The sequence below is a fragment of the Paracraurococcus lichenis genome (genome assembly GCF_030657435.1).
Taxonomy (GTDB): domain Bacteria; phylum Pseudomonadota; class Alphaproteobacteria; order Acetobacterales; family Acetobacteraceae; genus Paracraurococcus; species Paracraurococcus lichenis.
In genome coordinates, this window is record NZ_JAUTWS010000361.1 from 1 (window position 1) to 884 (window position 884).

Below are 884 nucleotides of genomic sequence, written 5' to 3' on the forward strand. Positions count from 1 at the left end.
CGGTGAGTGTCAAGCGAGTTGCCGCGCTGATCTCGTAACGGGGTCTCCTATTCGGCTGGTGGTGGCCGGTGCCCGTCACCGACGGCGGGTGAGGCTGCCACGGTGCTCGCGGCGGCGAAGGTGCGGTGCTCGCCAGCCTCGCCATGCTCGCTGCGCTGCGCGTGGCTGCGGGTGGCTGCGCTCCTCTCATCGCCGCCGCTGCGCGCCGTGGCCGCGAGAGCGCCAGGTCGGGGCGGGAAAGCAGGCTCGCCAGTCGAACTGGAAAGCGGGAGTTGGCTGGCGGCCGCGACGACGCTGTCGCGCTCGGGGTTGAGGGTGACGACGCCGATCGGGGTCCAGTTGCGGGTCGGTCCGCTCCAGCGGCGCGGATTGGCCTCGCGCGCCTGCTGGTACAGGACATGGCGGGCGGCGAGAACGGCGCCGTCCTCGCCGGCATGGCGCTGCGCCGGGGTGACGTAGCGGATGCCGCTGTGATGGAGTTCGTGGTTGTACCAGAGGACGAACTCGGCTGCCCACTGCCGCGCCTGGGCGAGGTCGGCAAAGCCACGGCTCGGGAACTCTGGGCGGTACTTGGCGGTGCGGAACAGCGCCTCGGCATAGGCATTATCGTCGCTGACCCTGGGCCTGGAATGCGACGGTGCGATGCCGAGCCAGTGCAGCATGGCCGAGATCGTGGTTGCCTTCACGCTCGGGCCGTTGTCGCCGTGCAGCACCGGGCGGGTGGTGCGGGCGTGGATGCCCTCGGCCAGCGCCGTGCGCCGGACCAGATGGGCGGAATGCTCAGCCTGGTCGGTGTCATGCACCTCAAAGCCGATGATCTTGCGGCTGTAGAGGTCGAGGATGACATACAGATAGAACCAACGCCCCTGCACGAGGGTCTTCAG

Annotated in this window: 1 pseudogene; it reads right to left on the reverse strand. The window is 69.3% G+C overall.

The annotated features are described in order from the left end of the window. Positions 1–287: 287 nt before the first annotated feature. Positions 288–884: pseudogene (locus Q7A36_RS40250) on the reverse strand (transposase); the annotation flags it as partial.